Below are 21,433 nucleotides of genomic sequence, written 5' to 3'. Positions count from 1 at the left end.
GGGTCAGTGGGACCACCTTGGCCGCGACCATCGTCTTCGAGTCGATTTCGACGCGTTCGCCGTTGCGGCGGCGGAGGGTGAGCGTATCGCCGGACCAGGATTCGAGCACCCCGATGACGTCGCTGTACTCTCCCGTTGGCAGGCGGCGGCGCAGCGAGATCCGCTGCCCCACGTCCGCGCTGCTGATGGAGACCACCAACCGCGCGGCGAAGCGGCCTGACATGGAGGACCCCCGTGTCGAGTCGACGGCGCCGTGGTGGCCATACTATTCACAGCGAGCTTGCGGTGAGCCGTGACGTGCGGCGGGGCCGGAAACCCGAGAGGAGTCACTGACGTGACCTACGTCATCGCGCAGCCCTGCGTGGATCTGCTCGACAAGGCATGCATCGAGGAGTGCCCGGTCGACTGCATCTACGAGGGCAAGCGCATGCTCTACATCCACCCGGATGAGTGCGTCGACTGTGGTGCGTGCGAGCCGGTTTGCCCGGTTGAGGCGATCTACTACGAGGACGACACGCCTGAGCAGTGGAAGGACTTCTACAAGGCCAACGTGGAGTTCTTCGACGACCTCGGGTCGCCGGGCGGTGCGTCCAAGGTCGGGAAGATCGACAAGGATCACCCGATCGTCGCCGCGCTGCCCCCGCAGGAGCACGACGACTGACGGGCGGACGGCCGCCGGGGGAGCGTCCGGAGAGGCGCGCTCCCCAGGGGGCTCCTGCGTCGTTTTCCAGGCCGTGGCCTCCCCTTCGGGGGGAGGGCCACGGCCTCGCGGGTTCTGGAGTGGCCCGTGGTTCACAGGTTGAGGGGTGGGACGTTGTTCACGCTGCCGGATTTCCCGTGGGATCGGCTCGCGCCGTACAAGGAGCGGGCCCTCGCCCACCCCGGCGGCATCGCCGACCTGTCGGTCGGGACGCCCGTGGACCCGACCCCCGAGCCGATCCGGGCGGCGCTGGCCGGTGCCGCCGACGCGCCCGGCTATCCGCAGACCTACGGGACGCCGCGGCTGCGCGAGGCGGCGGCGGGCTGGCTGCGGCGCCGCGCCGGCGTGCCGGGCGCCGACCCGGACGCGGTGCTCCCCGTCATCGGCACGAAGGAGCTGGTGGCCTGGCTGCCGACGCTGCTCGGCGCGGGCCCCGGCGACCGGGTCGTGTTCCCCGAGCTGGCCTACCCGACCTATGACGTGGGCGCCCGGCTGGCCGGGGCGACGCCCGTCGCGGCGGACGGCCTGCTGTCCCTCGGCCCGGTCCGGCCGAAGATCGTCTGGGTGAACTCGCCGTCGAACCCGACGGGCAAGGTGCTGCCCGCCGAGCACCTGCGCAAGGTCGTGGCGTGGGCGCGCGGCCGCGGCGCGATCGTCGTCAGCGACGAGTGCTACCTGGAGTTCGGCTGGGAGGACGCGAGCCCGCCGGTGTCGATCCTGCACCCGGACGTGTGCGACGGGTCGCACGAGGGGCTGCTCGCCGTCAACTCCCTCTCCAAGCGCTCCAACATGGCCGGCTACCGCGCCGGTTTCGTCACCGGCGACCTCGCGCTCGTCAAGCGGCTGCTGGAGGTCCGCAAGCACGCCGGGATGATCGTCCCCGGCCCGGTGCAGGCGGCGATGGCGGTCGCGTTCGACGACGACGCGCACGTGGACGAGCAGCGGGAGCGGTACGCGCGCCGCCGCGCCGCCCTGCGCACCGCGTTCGAGAAGCACGGCTTCCGCATCGACCATTCCGAGGCGTCGCTGTACCTGTGGGCCACGCGGGACGAGCCGTGCTGGGACACCGTCGCCCACCTGGCGTCCCTCGGCATCCTCGTCGGCCCCGGCGAGTTCTACGGCCCGGCGGGCGCCCGGCACATCCGGATCGCGTTCACCGCCACCGACGAGCGCGTCGCCGCCGCCGTCGAGCGCCTCTAGGCCGAGCGCTTCCAGGCCGAGCGCCTCCAGGTCGAGTGCCTCTAGGGGCGTCCGGCCGTTCCACGGCCGCCGGTTCCGGTCCGGCCTCGGTTTTGTGCCGATTGCTCGGTTTTCGCATGAAACCTGGTGGTTGTTTGCTACGTCTGACGCGGTATGGGCACGGCGGGCCGCAGTCGGTAGTATCCGCGGGTCCGTGCAGGAACGGGAACGAAAAGATGGAGGTGTCCGTGAGCGGAGCGGCGATAGTGATCCTGCTCGTACTGATCCTGATCGCCTTGGTCGTGTTGATCGTCGTCCTGCTCGGGCGCCGCCGTTCGCCGGCCCCGCCGCCGGCCGCCCCGGCCGCCCCGCGCGACCCGTTCGCCCCCGGTGACCTGGTGGCCGGCGACCCGCGCACGCTGAAGGCGGGCGACATGGTCGAGTACCTCGGCGTCCGGTACTTCGTGCGCGGTTCGGTGCGGCTGCGCGAGGGCGGCTTCACCTGGAGCGAGCACCTGCTCGACGCCGACACCATCGAGGGCACCAAGGTCTGGATCTCCGTCGAGGAGGACCCCGACCTGGAGGTCGTCTGGTGGACCGAGCACGAGATCGGCGACCTCACCCCCAGCGCGCGGACGGTCGTCGTGGACGGCGTCGAGTACCGCCGCGAGGAGCACGGCACCGCCGACTACACCAGTGAGGGCACGACCGGCCTCGGCGTCCAGGGACGCGTGGAGTACGTCGACTACGAGGGCCCGCGCGGGAAGTACCTGTCGTTCGAGCAGTACGGCGGCGGGCGCTGGGAGGCGGGCCTCGGCGAGCGCGTGCCGACCGGGTCGCTGACCATCTACCCGGGCGGCGGTGCCTGATTTGCGGGCCACCCTCGACACCCCCTACGCGGACGCCCGCGCCGACGCGCTGTCCTTCGCGCTCGGCCTGCCGCGCATGGCGGCGCTCGCCGTCCTGCCCGTGCAGCGCGCCGGCCTGACCGTGGAGCTGCGGCTGCTCGGCGCGTCCCACCAGGTCATCGCCGGGCCGCTCAGCGAGACGGTGGCGTGCCTGCCCGGCGCCGCCGAGCCGCTGCCGGGCCGCGCCGCCACCAGCCTCCCCGGCTGGACCTACGAGTTCGCCGCGACGACGGCCACGCACAGCGACGGCATCGCGTTCGAGCGCGCCGTCGAGGCGGTCTGCGCGCGGCTGGCCGACCGCGGTGACGCGCTGACCGGGGACTTCCCCGGCTCACGCCACGCCGTCACCGCCCTCGCCCTGGAGACCCCCGCACCGGACGACATCGGGCTCGGCTGGCGGACGTGGCACGCCTACCCGCAGACCCGGGAGATAGTGATGACGCGGAGCCGGCTGGTGAAACCATCGTGAACAGCAGAAACAGGATGCTCGGCGGCGTGCTCGCCGCGGTGCTGGCCGTCCCCGCCCTCGGGGCCTGCGGCACCTCGAACCGCGAGTGGATCGCCGACAAGTACACCAGGGCCGGGCACGACACGTTCCGGTCCCCGAAGGCGCCGCAGGCGGTCGCCTCGGAGATCAGCGGCAAGTACCGGCCGATCAACCGGGTGGACGACCTCGCGACCCGCGGCGCGGCGGGCGGGATCTTCCTGCAGTACCCCAAGCTGGTCGTCGGCGTCCTGCCGGACGGGGCGGGCAGCCGCATCACCGTCGACAACCCCCGGCGCGGTTACGACCGCTACCACTCGCACATCGGCGGGGTCTGGCTGCGGCCGGGAAGCAACGGATGGACCTCCGGCGGTGCGGCGTCGTTCCGCGGCGGCGGGCCGGGCTCGGGCAAATGAGGAGCGATAAGTAGATGAACGACGACATGCTCAACGAGATCGGCGCGACCTTCGCCTACGGCGGGGTCGGCATCGCCCTCATGGCGGTCGGCTACCTGGCCGTGGAGCTTTTGACCCCCGGTAAGCTCGGCAAGCAGATCTGGACCGACGGCAACAAGGGCGCCGCGCTGCTGCTCGCGGTGAAGCTGTTCAGCGTCGGGATCATCGTCACCACGGCGATCATCACCAGTGACGACGACCTGGGCGCCGGCCTGATCGACACGGCGGTGTTCGGCGGCATCGGCATCGTGCTGATGGCCATCGCGTTCCTGCTCCTGGACGTGACGACGCCCGGCAAGCTCGGCGCGACGCTCGTCGACGCGAGCGGCGGCGGCGCGAAGATCCATCCGGCCGGCTGGGTCGTCGCCGCCGCCGACCTGGGCCTCGCCGCGATCGTCGCCGGGGCGGTCTCCTGACCATCCGCTGACGAGGGGGCGATGACGCTGCGGGGAAGCGGCTGATGGCCGGGGACACGGCGGGGGACACGGCCGGGGACACGGCCCTGCGGGAGGAGCCGGGCGAAGCCGTCGAGGAGCGCCCGGTGTCGCTCGGCATCCCGGCGCGGGTCGCGCGGGCGCTGGTGCTGGCGGCCGTGTTCACCTGCGCGGCCTGCGGGCTGGTGTACGAGCTGGCGCTGGTGGCCCTCGGCAGCTACCTGATGGGCAACTCGGTCACCCAGGCGTCCATCGTGCTGTCGGTGATGGTCTTCGCGATGGGCGTCGGGTCGCTGCTGGCCAAGCCGCTGCGGCGCTGGCCGGTCGCGGCGTTCGCGATCGTGGAGGCGCTGCTGGCGCTGGTCGGCGGGCTGTCGGTGCTGGCGCTGTACGCGGCGTTCGCGTGGCTGAGCCTGTACAACCCGGTCCTGATCGTGGTGGCGTTCCTGGTCGGGGCGCTGATCGGCGCGGAGCTGCCGCTGCTGATGACGCTGCTGCAGCGGATCCGGCGGCAGGAGGCGGGCGCCGCGGTCGCCGACCTGTTCGCGGCCGACTACGTCGGTGCGCTGCTCGGCGGGCTGGCGTTCCCGTTCCTGCTGCTGCCGGTGTTCGGGCACATCCGCGGCGCGCTGCTGGTCGGCGCGGTCAACGTGGTGGCGGGGATCGCGGTGGTGCTGTGGCTGTTCCGGCGGGAGGTCGGCCGCGGGATCCAGGTCGCGCTGTGGTCGACGATGGTGGCGGTGCTGGCCGTGCTCGGCGGGACGTACGTCCTGGCCGACCGGTTCGAGGTGTCGGCCCGGCAGGTCCTCTACCGGGATCCGATCGTGCTGTCCCGGCAGACCCCGTACCAGGAGATCGTCATTACCCGGCAGGTGGCGCTGTCGGGCCGTCCGGACCTGCGGCTGTTCCTCAACGGCGACCTGCAGTTCTCCTCCGTGGACGAGTACCGGTACCACGAGTCGCTCGTCCATCCGATCATGTCCGGGCCGCACGGCAGGGTCCTCGTCCTCGGCGGCGGGGACGGCCTCGCGCTGCGCGAGGTGCTGAAGTACGACACGGTCCGGAGCGCGACGCTGGTCGAGCTCGACCCGGAGATGCTGCGCCTGGCCCGCGAGTACGGGCCGCTCGTGTCCCTCAACGGCCGCGTGTTCGACGACCCGCGCGCCAGGACGGTCGAGGCGGACGCGTTCACCTGGCTGCGCGGCCTGCGCGAGGAGTTCGACACGGTCATCGTGGACATGCCCGACCCCGACGACGTCGCGACCGCCAAGCTGTACTCGGTCGAGTTCTACGGCATGGTGAAGCGGGTGCTGGCGCCCGGCGGCCGGATGGTCGTCCAGTCGGGTTCGCCGTACTTCGCCCCGAAGTCGTTCTGGAGCATCGAGAAGTCGATCGCCGCGGCGGGGCTGGCGACCGTCCCGTACCACGTGGACGTGCCGAGCTTCGGCGACTGGGGGTACGTCCTGGCGGCGCCGACCGACGAGCCCCCGCCGCTCAGGCTCCCGCAAGACGTCCCCGACCTCCGCTTCATGGACGAGCAGCTCCTCCAGGCGTCGACGATCTTCCCCAAGGACCGCCGGGCTAGGGACGTGGAGCCGAACACGCTAGTCCACCCGCACCTGGTGAAGTACCAGGAGCAGGAGTGGAAGAACGCCTAACCCCCCGCAGTTGTCGTTGACTTGCGGCGTGTTGTTGTTATGGAGCGCTCCATAACAACAACACGCCGCAAGTCAACGAGGCCGGTGGGCCTTTGCGTCAGTCGGGGACCGACTGCCGGATGGCCTTGTCCACGGCCCGCTGGAACGACGTGACGAGCGACTGGATCATCAGCGGCTTCAGCTTCCCGGCCATCTCCATCAGCCGCTCCCGCTCCTGCGGCGCGCGTCCGCCCTCCCGGTACGGCCGCACGACCGTGTCCTGGAAGACGCGCTGCAGCTCGGTGGCCAGGGCGGTCGTGTGCCGGTCGACGGCCTCGTGCGAGGCGATGAGCGTGTCCAGCGGCATCGGCAGCGCGGCGAGTTCGGCGCTGATGCCGAGCAGCGCGGGCGACACGACCCGGATGACGTCGTCGGAGACGAACTCGACGACGCCGAGGGCCTCCAGCCGTTTCAGCAGGTCGTCGTCCAGGTGCCGGCCCGCGCGCCGGTCGAGCTCGTGCCGGCCGAGGTCCTCGGGGCGTTCCGGCGCCCACGGCGACAGCAGGGCGCGCTGGAGCGCGAGGTCCTCGGCGGGCGCGTCGGGCGGGATCTTCTGCAGGTGCTTCTCGATGGAGGCGAGGGTGAGGCCGAGCGACTGGAGCTCGCGGACGAGTTCCAGCCGCGCGAGGTGCGCGGCGCCGTACAGGCCGGTCCGGCCGCGCAGCTTAGGCGGCGGGAGCAGGCCGCGCCCGGCGTAGAACCGCACGGTCCGGACGGTGACCCCGGCGCGGGAGGCCAGTTCGTCCACGGTCAGTTCCATCCCGCCTCCCTTTATGTGACAGTGCCAGTGTTACATTAATTCTGTATCAGCGAGCACTTACCGAGGGAGACCGCCGGATGGGACGGGATATCTACACCGAAGAGCACGAGGCGTTCCGCGACATGGTGCGGTCCTTCATCGAGAAGGAGGCCGCCCCCCACCACGAGCAGTGGGAGAAGGACGGCATCGTCTCGCGCGAGGTGTGGCTCGCGGCCGGCCGCGCCGGCCTGCTCGGCATCGACATGCCGGAGGAGTACGGGGGCGGCGGCGAGTCCGACTACCGCTACTACGTGATCCTCAACGAGGAGCTGGCCCGCGCCGGCATCCACGGGCCGGGCTTCGCCGTCCACAACGACATCAACGGCGGCTACCTGCGGCAGCTCTGCAACGACGAGCAGAAGGCCCGCTGGTTCCCCGGCTACTGCTCCGGCGAGATCATCACCGCGATCGCGATGACCGAGCCCGCCGCCGGCTCCGACCTGCAGGGCATCAAGACCACCGCGATCAAGGACGGCGACGACTACGTCCTGAACGGCTCCAAGACGTTCATCTCCAACGGCATCCTCGCCGACCTCGTCATCGTGGTCGCCAAGACCGACCCGGCGGCCGGCGCGAAGGGCGTCAGCCTCCTGGTCGTCGAGCGCGGCATGGACGGCTTCGAGCGCGGCCGCAACCTCGACAAGGTCGGGATGCACGCGCAGGACACCGCGGAACTGTTCTTCGACAACGTCCGCGTGCCGAAGAAGAACCTCCTCGGCGAGGAGGGCATGGGGTTCATCTACCTGATGCAGAACCTCGCCCGCGAGCGCCTGTCCATCGGCGCGACCGCGCAGGCCGCCGCCGAGGACGCCTTCGCGCAGACCCTGGAGTACTGCAAGACCCGCGAGGCGTTCGGCCGCCCCATCGGCAAGTTCCAGTACAACCGCTTCACCCTCGCGGAGATGAAGACGGAGCTGACCGTCAGCCGCACCTTCACCGACGAGTGCATCCTCAAGGAGAGCCGGGGCGAGCTGACCGCCGACGAGGCGGCGATGCTCAAGTGGTGGAACACCGAGCTGCTCAAGCGGGTGGTCGACCGCTGCGTCCAGCTCCACGGCGGCTACGGCTACATGACCGAGTACCCGATCGCCAAGGCGTACCAGGACGTCCGCATCCAGACGATCTTCGGCGGCACCACGGAGATCATGAAGGAGATCATCGGCCGCTCCCTCGGCGTCTGACCCCGTCCCTGGCCGGGGGCAGGTGTTCAGGCGCGGTCGGCGAGGCGTTCGACCTTGGCGATGGGGCCGGCGATCAGGATGACGTCCCCGTACTGCAGGACGGTGTCGGCCGTAGCGTAGGTGAACGGCTCGTCGACCGACTTCACGCTCACCACCGTCACGCCGTACTTGGTCCGCAGGCGCGTCTCGCCCAGGGGGATGCCGACGATCTCCCTGGGCGGGCGCGTCTTGACGAGCGCGAAGTCCTCGTCGACCTCGATGTAGTCGAGCATCCGGCCGCTGACCATGTGGGCGACGCGCTCGCCCATGTCGTGCTCGGGCAGCACGATGTGGTGGGCGCCGACCCGCTCCAGGATGGTCTTGTGCTGGCGGGTGACGGCCTTGGCCCAGATGTCGTCGATCTCCAGCTCAGCCAGCAGCGAGGTCGCCAGGATGCTGGCCTCCAGGTCGCCGCCGATGGCGACGACGGCCCGGTAGAACTCGTCCACGCCCAGCTCGCGGAGCGCGTCGATGTCGGTGGCGTCGGCGGTGATCACGTGGGTGAGCCGTCCCGACAGCGCCTGGACGATCTTCGGGCGGTTGTCGATGGCGAGCACCTCGGTGCCGAGCCGGGCCAGTTCCTGGGCCAGCGCGGAACCGAACCGGCCCATGCCGATCACCACGACGGGAAGGTTCTCAGCCAACGATCGGCCTTTCGACGGGGAGTTCGTAGCGGCGGGTGCGCTCCCGCAGCGCGAGCGCGGTGGCGAAGGTGAGCGGGCCGATCCGGCCGACGAACATCAGCACGATCAGCACCACCTTGGCCGCGGGCGGCAGTTCGGCGGTGATCCCGGTGGACAGGCCCACGGTCCCGAACGCCGAGACGACCTCGAACAGCACGCGGTCCAGCGTATGGGACGTCATCGCGAGCAGCGTGAACGTCCCGGCGGTGACCATGGCGATGCCGAGCAGCACGATCGCGATCGCCTGCCGCTGCGTGCCGTCCGGCAGCCGCCGGTGCCCCACGTTGACGTGCGTCTCGCCGCGCATCTCCGCCCACAGCACGAACGCCAGCAGCCCGAACGTGGTGACCTTGATGCCGCCGGCGGTCCCGGCGCTGCCGCCGCCGATGAACATCAGCACGTCGGTGACCAGCCAGCTCTCGGTGTGCATCCGGCCGACGTCCACGGCGTTGAGCCCGCCGCTGCGCGGCATGACCGCCATCATGAAGCCGCCCGGCAGCCGGTCGGCCTCGGGCAGCGCGCCCAGGGTGCCCGGGTTGTTCCATTCGGCGGCCGACAGCACCAGCGTCCCGCCCGCGAGCAGCACGACCGTCGCGGCCACGGTGACGCGCGTCAGGATCGACCACCCGCGCGGCCGCCGCCAGTTCCGCGCCAGCTCGAACACCACCGGGAAGCCGAGCCCGCCGACGATCACCGCGACGCACACCGTCAGGATGATCCACGGGTCGGCCGCGAACCGGACCAGTCCGTCCGGCCACAGCGTGAACCCGGCGTTGTTGAACGCCGACACCGCGTGGAAGAACCCCAGGTAGATGGCACGGCTGGGGGCCTCCCCGTAACCGATGATCAGCCGCGCGGTGAGGACCACCCCCACCACCGCCTCGGACACGAGGCTGAAGGCGACCACTCGCCGCACGACGCGCCGGACGTCGGTCATCCGCAGCGTCTTGGTCTCCACCTGCGCCGCGAGCCGCGCCCGCAGCCCCAGCCGCCCGGACAGCAGGATCGCGAACAGGGTCGCGATCGTCATCAGCCCCAGCCCGCCCACCTGGACCAGGGCCATGATGACGAGCTCCCCGAACATCGACCAGCGCTCATCGAGGTCGGTGACCACCAGCCCCGTCACGCACACCGCGGACGTGGCGGTGAACAGCGCCTCGACCGGCGACGCCCCGTCGCCCGCGGTGGTGGCGACCGGCAGGGACAGCAGCACCGTCCCCGTCAGGATCGTCACCAGGAACCCGGTGACGACCACCTGCGCCGGGTGGTGGAACCGCTCCAGCAGAGCCGTCCCCCACGACTTCCCCCGTGCCAGCACACACCCCCAGGTCCCCGGAATCGCCCCGGACATACCACCACACAAACGCCGTGCGGGGTGCGTGCTCTCGCAACCGCTAGCTCCAGCCGCCGTAGGGGACGGTGAGCACCTCCATGGCGTGCCCTCCGGGGTCGGTGAAGTAGACGCCGCGCCCGCCGTCCCGCGTGTTGATCTGCCCGCGGCCGGACCCGTCCGGGTGGGCGTAGTAGCGTGCGCCGGACTCCTTGATACGGGTGAGGATGGCGTCGAACTCCTCGTCCGGCACCAGGAACGCGCAGTGCTGGGAGCGGAAGTCGTCGGAGTCCATGAAGTCGAGCGTGACGCCGTTGCCGGTCGTCACCGGGATGAACGGCCCGGTTTGAGCCCCCGCCTCAAGCCCGAGAATCCGCGCGAGGAACTCGGCGGAGATCTTCTTGTCCCGCGCCGGGACGATGATGTGATCAAGCCGGATGGACATGCGCCCTCCCCGTCCTGCGACCCGGCCGCTCCGGGCCCACTAACGACGAGCGTGCCCCCTCAACCAAACTTGAGGTCAACAGTGTCAGGCGCTCCGCCCGCGGGCCGCGTCGCCGAAGATCCGGCGCAGGACGTCCTCGCCGCGCTGGTCACCGGCGCCCGCCGCGATGATCGTCTGCACGGCCGGATAGCCGCGCAGGCCGACCTCGGTCGGCCGTTCCCCGAAGGTGATCGTGTAGATCTCGCGGACCGGATAGGTGTGCACGGCCTTGACCCCGGTGAGCCCTCCGGTCGGGAGGTCGCCGACCACGCTCTCGTCGCGCAGCGCCAACTCGATCCAGCCCAGATAGGTCTCGTCGCCCGGCCATTCGAGCGGCACCCCGGGCGAGCTCATCGCCGACTCGCCGTAGGGAGGAAGCGGCTCCACGCGCAAGCGCATGACCCCCGGGTGCTCGCTCCACGGCCGTGCGACGCGTTCGATCAGATGACGGTGGAACCCCTCGGCCGGAGCGCCGTCCGCTGGGACGAGGCAGACCACGAAGGTCGGCAGCGGGGGAGGGCCTTGTACGGCGGGCTCGCCGATGCGGCCGATGAAGTGGTGCGCGTCGTTGGGAATGGTCTCCCTCGGCAGCGGATGGCCGCCGAACGCGGCCAGGTCCGCTTCGGCCAGGAAGAGCCCGTGCGGCATGCCCTGGGGCTGTGCCTCGTCCGGGACGTCGAACGAGACGCCCGGGACCGCCGGCCAGAGGTCGGGACGGTTGGCCGCGAGGCGCAGTTGCCGGTACTGCCACAGGCCCGGCGCGCGGGCGAACATGATTCCGTGGACGTCGCGCCAGTAGGTCTCGCACACGTCCCGCGAGAGATCGGACCGCCACCAGCAGAAAGCCGTCAAGGCCAGTTCGGCGGCGTTCTCCAGTTCGGCCGTGTCCACCACATCAAGCGATGCTAGGTCAGGGCGCGGCGCCATCGCCGTGGTCGGCGTCCCGCCAGAAGGCCGCCAGCCGTTCCGCGAGCGGCTCGCGAACCTGCATGGGCAGCGAATGGGTGGTGCCGGGCCAGGTCTCGACGCGAACCCCCGAAATGTGCCGCGCCCGGCGTGCGGCCCGGGAGCCACCCGCCACCGACTTGCGCTCGGCGATCGCGACATAGGCCGGCATCGTCAGCGCGGCCAGTTCTTTCGTCCCGAGCGGCTTGGGTGTGGGCAGCGCCGCCCGGAACTCGGCCGTGGCCGAGGTGATCATCTCCGAGATCGGGGTGCGGACGCGGACCTCACTCACGTCGACGCCGCCCAGCGCGGCCAGCGCGCGGTCTCGCCAGGAATGCGGTGTCGGAAGCGACGCCACCATGGCCCAGAAGAAGGTGGCGGGAGGGGGCCACGCGAGGACGAAGGCGGGCTCCAGCAGTGCCAGCGAGGCGAGGCGCTCGGGGAAATGAAGCGCGTGCACGGCGGCGGTCGCGCCGCCGAAGGAATGGCCCAGGGAATGGACGCGTCCGACGCCGAGTGCCTCCAGCACTTGATCGACCCACACCGCCTGGTCGGTGAAGGAGCGAAGCGGTTTGCTCTGCACGGACATGCCCGCGTCCCCGAGCGCGTCCACGGCGATGACCCGGCGATGCGGGACGAGGTCGGGCAGGTTCTCGCCCCACATGGGCACGCCAGAACTCCGGCCCGGCAGCAGCAGGACGGGAGGCGACGCCGCCCCCGCGGCACTCCACTCGTAGACCCGCACCGTCCCGAACTCGGTCGGCACGTCGCGCTGTGATGTGGCGGGCGGCAGCTCACCCATGGCCCGCTCGTACGCGCGCACGTACCGCCCACGTCCGCCCTCACTGCGAAACGCTCCGAGTCCCATGCGCCGCAGGCTAACGCCGCCAGGCGGATCGCGGACGTCCCGATGCGGGCCCTGGACGCCGCCGACCGGGGCCGGTGGGGGCTCACCAGGTCTGAGGCAGCGTGGCGGGCGTCAGGGGGCGTCGGTCGTCGACGGGATCACCGGGGGCGTTATGCGTTCGGCGCGGCGGTCCGCGCTGGGCAGGGCCCAGAGGTAGAACCAGCTGTTCGAAGGGTGCTGTCGCTCGGCCTCCAGGACGGCGAGAAGGGGGCCCGCCCCCACGACTTCCACGGCCTTGCGATCGGAGCGGTAGATCAGGTCCCGATAGAGCACGATGAACAGCCCGACCCAGATGGCCGTGCCCGCATAGAAGATGAGGTCCTGCGCCCAGGCGGGGGTGTCCGCGAGCAGCGTCATGATGGCGAACTCACAGATGAGGGCGGCTCCGAGAGCCAGGACGAACCGTGTGATGAACGTCCACCGAAGCGTGAAGGCGGCCATCATGGACGCCAGTTCGCCCTTCAGTACGTCCTGCTCAAGGCGCTCCGCCGCCGGGTCGATCACCAGGCCGAGCCTGCTGCCCCACCAGACTTTCGCGCGAACGCCGCGCTTGATCGACTTCGGTACCCGGCCGGAGGTGACCGTGGGAGGCCGGATGCCGAATCTAGCGGCGAGCGGGCCCGCCGCCGCCTCAACGTCCTGAAGATCCATCCGAACATGATTCCAGTCACCGATGACGCGCGCCTGCGACTCCGCTCAACCCGCTTTAAGCCTCAGGGGCGGACGTTGCCGGTACTGCCACAGCCGGAAGGTCGAGAAGGTCGGCGTGCTCTTCGGGGTGTTCGGCGACGCGCGGCAGAACCCCGGCGCGTTCGGCGCGGCGGTCCGCATGAGGCGTGGCCCAGAGGTAGATCCAGGTGGAGGGGTGCCGACGCTCGGCTTCGAGCACGGCGAGAAGGGGGCCCGCGCCGAGGACGTCCACGACCTTGCGATCCGCCCGGTAGACGAAATTTCGATAGGTGACGATCAGGACGGTGAGTAGGCCCGCAAGCACGGTCGCTTGCGCCACCCAGCCGGGAGCTTTCGCGATGACCGCCACGAGGATGTGGTTCAAGACGACGACCGCCGCGTAGCCCGGAAGCAGCCGGGCCAGGAACCCTCGGCGGAGCCTGTAGGTGGCCATGGCGACCGCCAGTTCCCCGTCCAGTTCGTCCGGTTCGAGGCGCTCCGCCGCGGGGCCGATCACCAGCCTCATTCGTCGCCTGCCGTATATCTTGGCGCGGACGCCGAGTCGCATCGCCCGCGGCACCCAGCCGGCGGTGACCTTGGGCGGCCTGATGCCGAACTCCGCGGCGAGCCGCCCTGCCGTCGTCTCGACGTCCGCAATGTCCACGCCGGGCATCATTCCAGACGATTGCGACGACTCGGCGGGCTGCGGCGTCAGTCGACGACGACGCCCTGGTCCCGGGCCAGGCCGTCGAGGCCGTCCGCGTAGCCCTGGCGACCGCGCGCAGCCGCCAGGCGCCCTGGCGGCGGTAGACCTCGGCGCAGATCATCACGGTCTCCGTCGTGGCGTCCGCCGATACAGCGTGGGTGGGGCCGTCCTGTTCGGTCACCGTCAGGCGGACGGCGCCGGCCGGGCCGTGCGTCACCAGCAGGACGGTCTCCACGTCGGTCGCGAGCCGCGCGAGGTCCACGCGGATCTGGTGGTTCGCGGTGTCCAGTTCGACCGCGCCGCCTGGGGAGACCGGCTGGTTGTAGAGGACGAAGTCGGCGTCGGACCGGACCTTCCGGTCGGCTCCCAGGAGCAGCGCGCACGCGTTGTCTTGGTGGACGGAAGCGTGAAGGCGCACAGCAGCGCCGCCGAGGAGAGCTTGACGTTGCCTCCAGCCGGAAGCGGGGCCGCGGATTCAGCGTTCGCAGCGTCCTCATCTCTTCTCCTGGCCCAAATTCGCAAGAGGAGTTCGTTGCACAGCGCGCTAAAGAAACTGTTGCGGGGGGCGCGGGAGAAGTAGATCGGTTTGCTGGAGGAGCGGCGGCGAGTGGGTATTGCGGCGGCGGTTATGGGGGAGTTGGACGTTATTGCTGCGCGGCGCGTGTCGTGACTTGGTGACCCGGAGCGGCTGCCGGCCCAGGGGGGAAGGTAGGCAGCCTGCGCGCTGGGGGAGGCGCAGGTGCCGGGTGCGACAGCCGCTCCGGGAGATCAGCGGTGTTTGCCGACGTAGCCGGAGTCGGCCATGGCCATGCTGATGAAGAGGATCATCATCCAGGCGGCGAAGATGGCTGCGAGCGTGGCGCCGGTAATCGCAAGCGTGAAGATCATAGGGATTCCTCGATCTTGCGTTGGTTGGCGAGGGCCTCACTGAGCAGTTCGTAGCTGTCCTCGACGAGGGTCGCGCATAGGCCGTAATAGATCTCCCGGTGCGTGAGGGGGCGGCCGAGGCGAGTGGCTACGAGGCATTCCATCGTCGGTGGCCGGCGAATGTGCCAGCTCGGGTACTGCTCCTGTAGACGTTCGCGTTCTTCATCGTTCACGAGCGGGGTCCCTGGCGAATCGGTTCGGCATTTCGGGGACGAGCCTGCCAGGCCGGAGTTACTGTGAGCTACGAACCGCTCACCCCCCGACGAGCACCCGAATACGGCAGCCGACACCCCCGAACCTGCGGGCCGACACCCGGGAGACACCCGATGGCACCCCCACGTGAAACCGTCCCTTCCGCGTACCAGCAAGTGTTCGTCAACGAACTGCGGGCACGGCGCGAAGCCGCTGGGCTGTCCCGAAACAGGCTGGCTGCCGCGCTGGGATGCACTCCCCAGTGGATTGCCAAGGTCGAGACTTTCGAGAAGCAACCTTCGGAGGGGCTGGCGGATGACCTCGACACCTACTTCCAGGCGGGTGGCATGTTTCGCCGCACCTTGGAGAAGCACGCGGAGGCACGTAGGCAGGGTCTCATCCCGAACGCTGTTCGGCCGCTCGTCGAGGCGGAGAGAGAAGCCAACCAGATCAATATCTATGAGCCGTTGCTGGTCACCGGCCTGGTGCAGACCGAGGACTACGCCCGCCATGTCTTCAGCTCTGGAACTCGCGCGGATAAGACGGAAGAGCTCGTGGCGATCAGGATGGAACGGCAGGCGATTCTTCGGAAGCCTGATCCGCCCTGGGTGTTCCTGCTTGTCCGGGAAGCGGTAATTCGGGACATAAGGTCGGAATTCCGTGTGGAGCAATGTAAGAGGTATCTCGAAGTAATGGAGTACCCCAACGTTGCGGTTCAGGTTGTTCCGACCGATGCGCCCGTCTTTCAGGAAAGCGGGTTTCAGCTTCTTAGCTTCGACCAGGCGGCGGATGTCGCCTACGTGGATGGAGCGAGCGGTTTCGGGCAGATCCTCACAGATCCGCGCGATGTCCGGAGACTTACCGTAGTCTTCGACGTGATCAGGACTGTCGCATTGCCTGCGAGAGCGTCCGAAAACTTGATCCGAACGATCATGGAGGACACGTGAGCGCGTTGGACTTGTCTTTGCAATGGCGGAAGAGCAGCAAGAGTGGCTCTGAGGGGGGCACCTGTGTAGAGGTGGCTGGCATGGAGGGTGACGTTGCTGTGCGGGACTCGACGGATCCGAACGGGCCGAAGTTGGCGTTCGGGCGTCCGGCCTTCGGGACCTTGGTGAGCGACATCCGGGCCGGGCGGTACGACCGGTAGGCGACGTCTGGCCACAGCACCTCCGGGTCTTACGCCGGTTCGGCGCGGGGCCCTCGTCGTCCTGCCTCCGTCCCACCGGGCGGCGGTGATGATGGGGCCATGGCGCTGCCGGCGCGTCCGGCACATCAGTCGGCGCGCGTGCTTGCCTCCGTCCACCCGGAGGAAGACAGGCATTCTGCCCCGCGTCGCAGGTCGGACGCTCAGGAACGATCGTGCACGTCGTACGTGTTGAGCAGGGCGCCGGAGGCGAACCTGACAACACGCCGCAAGTCAACGGCTTGGTGACCCGGTGTACGTTGTCGGTCTCGTCGTCAGCGCCACGTCCATCCGGCGGCTGGGGGGCCGGGGTCCGCGAGCAGTGCCGCAGGTCGGGTCAGCAGCCCGTTCACCGGCCTGGTCTCGCTGTCCAAAGGAAGGGCCCTTGGACGAGGCGGATGGCGAGCGCGTCGCGAAGCGATCGGTCAGGTGGCGGCGCAGGTTATGCAGGTGCGGGCGGTTGGGCGGGCCTCCATGCGTCCCGGGGCGATCGGGCCGCCGCACCGCTCGCAGGTGCCGTACGTCCCTTCGCGGACGCGGCGCAATGCGTCGTCGATCTCGGCCAAGTGCGCGCGGGCCCGGCTCAAAGACGAGTCGATCCGGGCGCGCTCGAAGGCGATGGTGGCGCCCTCCGGGTCGTGTTCGTCGTCCGCGTTGGAGTCCGCCGACGCCTGGACGACGCTGTCCCAGTCGCCGCTGAGCGACGCGATGAGACTGAGCGTGTCGGCGCGGTCCGCGCTCAGCCGTTCTTCCGCCGTGGTCATCCCACCTGCAACGTCCCCGCGTCGCACCCCATTCCGAACCAGGCGAGGACACCCCTCACCACACGGACCGGACGCTGAGGCCCTCGGCGGGCAGCGGCGACGGGCCGCAGCGGGAACGGCGGCTTGATGCGCTTGGCATCGTTGACGCTGCTGCATGCTGTGCGGTGGTGTGGTTCCCGCTGGGAGCGCGCTCCCGGGTTCTCGGGTGGGTGGCTTGACGGGTGTCGGGATGGCGTGCGATCCTGTGTGCGGGATTGAGGTTGACTCTCACAGTAGTGTGGTGGACATTTGTCTGCCGGTTGGCTTATGCTGCCCCTTCGCGCTTGCCTCGGTATCCCGTTCTTCCTGGATGGTCGTGATGCCGCCCGGCGTGCGTGTCGTCAGTCCGCCGCGATCCCTCGGAAGGACATTTGTTGGCAGCGTCGCACAACACCTCCACCGCTCCCCGTCGCGTCTCCTTCGCGCGCATCAAGGAGCCGCTCGAAGTCCCGGACCTCCTTGCTCTGCAGACCAACTCGTTCGACTGGCTGCTGGGCAATGAGAGGTGGAAGGCCCGGGTCGAGGCGGCCCAGAAGGCCGGAAGTAAGAGCGTCCCGACGCAGTCGGGGCTGGAGGAGATCTTCGAAGAGATCAGTCCGATCGAGGACTTCTCCGGAACCATGTCGCTGTCGTTCCGCGACCACCGGTTCGAGCCGCCCAAGTACTCCGTGGAGGAGTGCAAGGACAAGGACATGACCTACTCCGCCCCGATGTTCGTCACGGCGGAGTTCATCAACAACACCACCGGTGAGATCAAGAGCCAGACGGTGTTCATGGGCGACTTCCCGCTCATGACGTCGAAGGGCACCTTCATCGTCAACGGCACCGAGCGGGTCGTGGTGTCGCAGCTCGTGCGCTCGCCGGGGGTGTACTTCGACCGGGCGCTGGACAAGGCGTCCGACAAGGACATCTACGGCTGCCGCGTGATTCCCGGTCGGGGTGCCTGGCTGGAGTTCGAGGTCGACAAGCGCGACAACGTGGGTGTGCGCATCGACCGCAAGCGCAAGCAGCCGGTGACGGTGCTGCTGAAGGCGCTCGGCTGGGACGAGGCCCGCATCCGCGAGCGGTTCGGTTCGTATGAGTCGATCAATGTCACGCTGGAGAAGGACCACACCTCCGGCCAAGATGATGCTTTGCTGGACATCTACCGCAAGCTGCGTCCGGGTGAGCCGCCGACGCGCGAGTCCGCGCAGACGCTGCTGGAGAACCTGTACTTCAACCCGAAGCGGTATGACGTCGCCAAGGTCGGCCGCTACAAGATCAACAAGAAGCTCGGGCTGGACCTGGACATGAACCAGGGCACCCTGACCGAGGACGACGTCGTCGCGACGATCGAGTACCTGGTGCGGCTGCACGCCGGTGAGGAGGAGGCGACCCTGGGGGCGGTTGCGGTGCCGATCGAGGTCGACGACATCGACCACTTCGGCAACCGGCGCCTGCGCACGGTGGGTGAGCTGATCCAGAACCAGGTGCGGCTCGGCCTGGCGCGCATGGAGCGCGTTGTTCGCGAGCGGATGACGACCCAGGACGTCGAGGCGATCACGCCGCAGACCCTGATCAACATCCGGCCCGTCGTCGCCTCCATCAAGGAGTTCTTCGGCACCAGCCAGCTGTCGCAGTTCATGCAGCAGAGCAACCCGCTGGACGGACTGACGCACAAGCGGCGGCTGTCGGCGCTGGGTCCCGGTGGTCTGTCGCGCGAGCGGGCGGGCATGGAGGTCCGCGACGTCCACCCATCGCACTACGGCCGGATGTGCCCGATCGAGACGCCGGAAGGCCCCAACATCGGCCTGATCGGCTCGCTCGCGGCGTACGGGCGGGTCAACCCGTTCGGGTTCGTCGAGACCCCCTATCGCAGGGTCGAGAACGGTGTGGTGACCGACGAGATCGACTATCTCACCGCCGACGAGGAGGACCGCTACGTCATCGCGCAGGCCAACTCGCTGATGAACGAGGACGGCTCGTTCGCCGAGGAGTCGGTGCTGGTCCGGATCAAGGGCGCCGAGGTCGAGCTCGTCACGCCGGACAAGGTCCAGTACATGGACGTGTCGGCGCGGCAGATGACTTCGGTCGCCACCGCGATGATCCCGTTCCTGGAGCACGACGACGCCAACCGCGCGTTGATGGGCTCCAACATGCAGCGCCAGGCGGTGCCGCTGCTGCGCAGTGAGGCGCCGCTGGTCGGTACCGGCATGGAGTACCGGGCGGCGGTTGATGCCGGCGACGTCATCACGGCCGAGAAGGCCGGTGTCGTCGAGGAGGTGTCGGCCGACTACGTGACCGTCATGAACGACGACGCGACCCGGACGACCTACCGCGTAACGAAGTTCAAGCGCTCCAACCAAGGGACGTCGTACAACCAGAACCCGATCGTCGAAGAGGGCGCCCGGGTCGAGGTCGGGCAGGTGATCGCCGACGGTCCGTGCACCGACCAGGGTGAGATGGCGCTGGGCAAGAACCTTCTGGTGGCGTTCATGCCGTGGGAGGGGCACAACTACGAAGACGCGATCATCCTGTCGCAGCGTCTGGTGCAGGACGACGTCCTCTCTTCGATTCACATCGAGGAGCACGAGGTCGATGCCCGTGACACCAAGCTGGGGCCTGAGGAGATCACCCGGGACATCCCGAACGTCTCCGAAGAGGTCCTGGCCGACCTGGACGAGCGCGGGATCATCCGCATCGGCGCCGATGTCGTCCCCGGCGACATCCTGGTCGGCAAGGTCACCCCCAAGGGTGAGACCGAGCTGACTCCGGAGGAGCGGCTGCTGCGGGCGATCTTCGGTGAGAAGGCCCGCGAGGTCCGCGACACCTCGCTGAAGGTGCCGCACGGCGAGCAGGGCAAGGTCATCGGGGTGCGGGTGTTCTCCCGCGACGAGGGCGACGAGCTCCCGCCCGGCGTGAACGAGCTGGTCCGGGTGTACGTGGCGCAGAAGCGGAAGATCACCGATGGTGACAAGCTCGCGGGCCGGCACGGCAACAAGGGCGTGATCTCCAAGGTGCTGCCGGTCGAGGACATGCCGTTCCTGGAGGACGGCACCCCGGTCGACATCGTCCTGAACCCGCTCGGCGTCCCCGGACGCATGAACGTGGGCCAGGTGCTGGAGACGCATCTCGGGTGGATCGCCGCCCAGGGCTGGGACGTCGGCGACGTCCAGGAGGAGTGGGCCGAGCGGCTGCGGGAGAACGGCTTCGGCCGCGCGGAACCGCGTACCAACGTCGCCACCCCGGTCTTCGACGGCGCCGGCGAAGAGGAGATCGTCGGCCTGCTGGCGAGCACCCACCCCAACCGGCACGGCGACCGGATGGTGATGCCCGGCGGCAAGGCCAGGCTGTTCGACGGCCGCACCGGTGAGCCCTTCAAGGACCCGATCTCGGTCGGCTACATCTACATCCTGAAGCTGCATCACCTGGTCGACGACAAGATCCACGCGCGGTCGACCGGTCCGTACTCCATGATCACCCAGCAGCCGCTCGGCGGTAAGGCGCAGTTCGGCGGGCAGCGGTTCGGTGAGATGGAGGTGTGGGCGCTGGAGGCGTACGGCGCCGCCTACGCCCTGCAGGAGCTGCTGACCATCAAGTCCGACGACGTCCTCGGCCGCGTGAAGGTGTACGAGGCCATCGTCAAGGGCGAGAACATCCCCGAGCCCGGCATTCCCGAGTCCTTCAAGGTGCTCATCAAGGAGATGCAGTCGCTGTGCCTCAACGTCGAGGTGCTCTCCAGCGACGGCATGTCGATCGAGATGCGCGACACCGACGAGGACGTCTTCCGTGCTGCGGAGGAGCTCGGCATCGACCTGTCCCGGCGTGAGCCGAGCAGCGTCGAGGACATCTGAGTCTCGGCCGAAGCCGGTCTCCAACTGCGACATGCCGTCGCCGGTGGAGACCGGCCCGCGGCCGCCCTGGCCACCGGGGGCGCGGCCAGGGCGGAATCCGTGGACGGGGTGGGTCCGCGGACGGGGTGGAGCGGTCAGAACAGGCAGCGGACGGGCTTCTGCTGATCGGCCGGTGCGAGCGCGTTGGCGATGAGCTGGTGCGTGACGGGGCTGGCGACGATCACGGCGTGCTCGCTGATGGCGCGGGAGCACACGTCCTGGAGCAGGATGTTGTTCACGTTGTCGCCGGTGAGGAACTGGGACTGGTACGGCGTGACGATCTCGTCGTACCGGGTGACGATGGTGGTGTACTCGACGCCGGGCTCGGTCTGGCCGCCGGCGTTGAGCGCGGTGATGAAGTCCGAGCCGCGCACCTGCTGGTAGCAGGAGTAGCAGACGTAGCCGCCGATGTCGACGATGCCGAACCGCTTGGCCAGCTCGGTGAGGCCGTGGACGTCCGTCCCGCCGTTGGACGGGGCGATGCCGACCAGGTGGCGGACGTGGGCGGCGCCGCCGAGGTTCTTCAGGTAGTAGCGCGGCATCATGCCGCCCTGGGAGTGGCCGACGAGGTCGACCTTGGCGGCGCCGGTCTTGGACTTCACCTCGGTGACGAACGCGGCGAGCTGCCGCGCGGAGATCGTGATGTCGCCGGTGCCCTGGATGAAGCCGTACGGCGCGCCGCCGTAGTTGAAGGCGTAGACGCAGTGCCCGGCCCGGCGCAGCGCCGGGACCGTGGCGAACCAGTTGTCGAGGGCGTTGGCGAACGTGCCGTGGACGAGGATCAGCGGGGTCGGCCGTGACGCGGAGCGGCACGACCAGTCGTTGACCCCGGGCGGAAGCAGGCCCGGGACGGGGG

The 21,433-nt window shown here is 69.4% G+C and carries 23 protein-coding genes; 11 read left to right on the top strand and 12 right to left on the bottom strand.

Annotation, left to right across the window (positions count from 1 at the left end; translation table 11 throughout):
- The coding region (locus E1200_RS16105; protein ID WP_131952833.1) for a hypothetical protein at positions 1–223 on the bottom strand (223 nt) is incomplete at its 3' end.
- Positions 224–334: 111 nt separating this feature from the next.
- Here E1200_RS16105 and fdxA point away from each other — a divergent pair.
- The 7 genes from fdxA to E1200_RS16070 all read left to right on the top strand — a co-directional run bounded on the left by fdxA (position 335) and on the right by E1200_RS16070 (position 5,818).
- Entirely contained in the window at positions 335–661 is a 327-nt protein-coding gene (fdxA, locus tag E1200_RS16100) for a ferredoxin (RefSeq protein ID WP_131882751.1), read from the top strand.
- A 153-nt stretch (positions 662–814) separates the two neighbouring features.
- Positions 815–1,900 carry a succinyldiaminopimelate transaminase gene (gene dapC, locus E1200_RS16095; protein WP_131952832.1) on the top strand — a complete coding sequence of 362 codons (1,086 nt, stop codon included), beginning with the start codon at positions 815–817 and terminating at the stop codon, positions 1,898–1,900.
- Positions 1,901–2,127: 227 nt separating this feature from the next.
- The gene (locus E1200_RS16090) at positions 2,128–2,748 is read left to right on the top strand and encodes a DUF4178 domain-containing protein (RefSeq protein WP_243708602.1); all 621 of its coding nucleotides are present in this window, start codon (positions 2,128–2,130) and stop codon (positions 2,746–2,748) included.
- A complete protein-coding gene (locus tag E1200_RS16085; RefSeq protein WP_243708601.1) occupies positions 2,741–3,256 on the top strand; it encodes a DUF2617 family protein in 516 nt (171 codons plus the stop codon). The genes E1200_RS16090 and E1200_RS16085 overlap by 8 nt, the downstream gene beginning before the upstream one ends.
- Positions 3,253–3,687, top strand: a complete 435-nt coding sequence (locus E1200_RS16080; protein WP_131952830.1) for a DUF4247 domain-containing protein — start codon at positions 3,253–3,255, stop codon at positions 3,685–3,687. Before E1200_RS16085 ends, E1200_RS16080 begins: the two co-directional genes overlap by 4 nt.
- Positions 3,688–3,701: 14 nt before the next feature.
- Positions 3,702–4,142: a DUF350 domain-containing protein gene (locus E1200_RS16075; protein ID WP_131952829.1), complete on the top strand. Its 441-nt coding sequence runs from the start codon at positions 3,702–3,704 to the stop codon at positions 4,140–4,142.
- A 44-nt stretch (positions 4,143–4,186) separates the two neighbouring features.
- A complete protein-coding gene (locus E1200_RS16070) occupies positions 4,187–5,818 on the top strand; it encodes a polyamine aminopropyltransferase (RefSeq protein WP_131952828.1) in 1,632 nt (543 codons plus the stop codon).
- Between the two features lie 97 nt (positions 5,819–5,915).
- Here the strand turns inward: E1200_RS16070 and E1200_RS16065 are convergent, their stop codons facing one another.
- Positions 5,916–6,617: a MerR family transcriptional regulator gene (locus E1200_RS16065; RefSeq protein WP_131952827.1), complete on the bottom strand. Its 702-nt coding sequence runs from the start codon at positions 6,615–6,617 to the stop codon at positions 5,916–5,918.
- A gap of 77 nt (positions 6,618–6,694) precedes the next feature.
- Here E1200_RS16065 and E1200_RS16060 point away from each other — a divergent pair, with 77 nt between their 5' ends.
- Positions 6,695–7,837 (top strand): acyl-CoA dehydrogenase family protein, encoded by a 1,143-nt coding sequence (locus E1200_RS16060; protein ID WP_131952826.1) that lies wholly within the window; start codon positions 6,695–6,697, stop codon positions 7,835–7,837.
- 26 nt (positions 7,838–7,863) lie between these two features.
- Here the strand turns inward: E1200_RS16060 and E1200_RS16055 are convergent, their stop codons facing one another.
- The 8 genes from E1200_RS16055 to E1200_RS16020 all read right to left on the bottom strand — a co-directional run bounded on the left by E1200_RS16055 (position 7,864) and on the right by E1200_RS16020 (position 14,700).
- Complete coding sequence (locus tag E1200_RS16055) at positions 7,864–8,520, bottom strand: TrkA family potassium uptake protein (protein WP_279484449.1); 657 nt, start codon at positions 8,518–8,520, stop codon at positions 7,864–7,866.
- Positions 8,513–9,877, bottom strand: coding sequence for a potassium transporter TrkG (locus E1200_RS16050; protein WP_243708600.1), 1,365 nt, complete (start codon positions 9,875–9,877; stop codon positions 8,513–8,515). Before E1200_RS16050 ends, E1200_RS16055 begins: the two co-directional genes overlap by 8 nt.
- Before the next feature lie 76 nt (positions 9,878–9,953).
- Entirely contained in the window at positions 9,954–10,334 is a 381-nt protein-coding gene (locus E1200_RS16045; protein WP_131952824.1) for a VOC family protein, read from the bottom strand.
- An 84-nt stretch (positions 10,335–10,418) separates the two neighbouring features.
- Positions 10,419–11,264: an ethyl tert-butyl ether degradation protein EthD gene (locus E1200_RS16040; RefSeq protein ID WP_207933377.1), complete on the bottom strand. Its 846-nt coding sequence runs from the start codon at positions 11,262–11,264 to the stop codon at positions 10,419–10,421.
- A 19-nt stretch (positions 11,265–11,283) separates the two neighbouring features.
- On the bottom strand, positions 11,284–12,186 hold the full coding sequence (locus E1200_RS16035; RefSeq protein ID WP_131952822.1) for an alpha/beta fold hydrolase: 903 nt from the start codon (positions 12,184–12,186) through the stop codon (positions 11,284–11,286).
- Between the two features lie 111 nt (positions 12,187–12,297).
- Positions 12,298–12,876: a hypothetical protein gene (locus tag E1200_RS16030; RefSeq protein ID WP_131952821.1), complete on the bottom strand. Its 579-nt coding sequence runs from the start codon at positions 12,874–12,876 to the stop codon at positions 12,298–12,300.
- Positions 12,877–12,931: 55 nt separating this feature from the next.
- Positions 12,932–13,558, bottom strand: coding sequence for a hypothetical protein (locus tag E1200_RS34830; RefSeq protein ID WP_243708599.1), 627 nt, complete (start codon positions 13,556–13,558; stop codon positions 12,932–12,934).
- A 926-nt stretch (positions 13,559–14,484) separates the two neighbouring features.
- Entirely contained in the window at positions 14,485–14,700 is a 216-nt protein-coding gene (locus E1200_RS16020) for a hypothetical protein (protein WP_131952820.1), read from the bottom strand.
- 153 nt (positions 14,701–14,853) lie between these two features.
- On the opposite strand from E1200_RS16020, the gene E1200_RS16015 reads away from it, so the two are divergent.
- On the top strand, positions 14,854–15,666 hold the full coding sequence (locus E1200_RS16015) for a helix-turn-helix transcriptional regulator (RefSeq protein WP_131952819.1): 813 nt from the start codon (positions 14,854–14,856) through the stop codon (positions 15,664–15,666).
- Positions 15,663–15,866: a DUF397 domain-containing protein gene (locus E1200_RS16010; protein ID WP_347813222.1), complete on the top strand. Its 204-nt coding sequence runs from the start codon at positions 15,663–15,665 to the stop codon at positions 15,864–15,866. The genes E1200_RS16015 and E1200_RS16010 overlap by 4 nt, the downstream gene beginning before the upstream one ends.
- A gap of 461 nt (positions 15,867–16,327) precedes the next feature.
- Here E1200_RS16010 and E1200_RS16005 read toward each other — a convergent pair whose 3' ends face one another.
- The gene (locus E1200_RS16005; RefSeq protein WP_131952818.1) at positions 16,328–16,666 is read right to left on the bottom strand and encodes a TraR/DksA C4-type zinc finger protein; all 339 of its coding nucleotides are present in this window, start codon (positions 16,664–16,666) and stop codon (positions 16,328–16,330) included.
- 413 nt (positions 16,667–17,079) lie between these two features.
- On the opposite strand from E1200_RS16005, the gene rpoB reads away from it, so the two are divergent.
- Complete coding sequence (gene rpoB / locus E1200_RS16000) at positions 17,080–20,538, top strand: DNA-directed RNA polymerase subunit beta (protein ID WP_131952817.1); 3,459 nt, start codon at positions 17,080–17,082, stop codon at positions 20,536–20,538.
- A 134-nt stretch (positions 20,539–20,672) separates the two neighbouring features.
- Here rpoB and E1200_RS15995 read toward each other — a convergent pair.
- Positions 20,673–21,433, bottom strand: a 761-nt coding sequence (locus E1200_RS15995) for an alpha/beta fold hydrolase (protein ID WP_131952816.1), incomplete at its 5' end; no start/stop codon positions are given.

This window comes from Actinomadura sp. GC306 (genome assembly GCF_004348665.1).
Taxonomy (GTDB): domain Bacteria; phylum Actinomycetota; class Actinomycetes; order Streptosporangiales; family Streptosporangiaceae; genus Spirillospora.
Note: the sequence above shows the minus strand (reverse complement) of the source record. Positions and strands in the feature narration are given on the sequence as shown.